Consider the following 1,111-nt stretch of genomic DNA (forward strand, 5'->3'; position numbering starts at 1 on the left):
TGTAAGAGGCACGGACGTTAGTTACGCGATGCCGGCGGTAAGCGGCGGGCGGTCGTCCTCCGCGTGTTGAATGCGGTCGATGATAATTGTAGTGAACGTTCCAAATTTCGACGGCGGTACGCCGTTGCTGCTCGCTGGTGTATTCGCGGGAGTACAGCAGTTCTTCGGCGAGGATGCGGTTGTAGCGTTCGACCTTCCCGTTGTGTTTCGGGGTGTACGGCCGGATGCGGTAGTGCCGCGCTTCGCGGAGTGAAGATGTGAAATCTGCTGCCCGATAGCATGATCCGTTGTCGGTGATCACGCGCTCGATCCGGGTGATGCCGTGTGCGGCGAAGAAGAGGCGTGCGTTGTTCATGAAATCGATGGCTGTTGCGGCGGTTTCGTTGTCTCTGGCCTCGGTGTACGCCAGCCTTGTGTTGCCGTCGATCGCGGAGTGCAGGTAGGTGTAGCCGGTCCGAGGTTGCTTCGTGCGGGTTTTCCTTCGCTGGGATTGTTTGGCCCGCTCGGAACCTCGGCCGTGGGCACGCCAACCGCCACCGTCGGGGATCTTTCCGACTTTCTTCACATCGACATGCACCATCTGACCTGGTCGTTTCGCGACGATGACCTGTGGTTTTCGGTTGTTCTCACCGTTCGGGTCGATGAACCGGCGACGGTGCAATCCCAGGCCTCTCAGGATTTTCGTGACGGTTCGACGGGCAATGGCGATGCCGTCGGTGCGCAGTTCGAACGTGATCCGTGAAGCGGACCATTTCCGGGTTCGGCGCATCGCTTCGATCTCGGCCACGATCTCCGCTGCTGTGGCGGTGGGTTGGTGGTGCGGTGTGCTGGATCGGTCCTGCAGTCCCAGGTCACCGTACTTGCGATACCGGTTGACCCAGGTGGAGGCGCATTGTCGGGAGATACCCATTTCGGCGGCTACGTGGGCGATCGGACGACTCTGGCATCGCTCGATCAGGCGTCGTCTTCCCTCCACAGTCAGAGGAGCATTACGGTGTGTCACAGGGCTGGTCCCTTTGCTGTTGATGGTCAGTTTCGCCACTTCCATCCTGCCGCGAAGGACCAGCCCGTCTACTTCAGTCCCGCGTCAGCAACGTCCATACCCACAACA

At 60.1% G+C, this 1,111-nt stretch carries 1 protein-coding gene; it reads right to left on the minus strand.

Annotated features, from left to right (window positions below):
- Window positions 1–1,003 (minus strand): IS481 family transposase (locus V2B23_RS30840; RefSeq protein ID WP_430953689.1); only part of this gene is annotated, 1,003 nt, incomplete at its 3' end.
- Window positions 1,004–1,111: the final 108 nt, after the last annotated feature.

It is taken from the genome of Rhodococcus sp. 24CO, from assembly GCF_050586165.1.
Lineage (GTDB): Bacteria > Actinomycetota > Actinomycetes > Mycobacteriales > Mycobacteriaceae > Rhodococcus_F.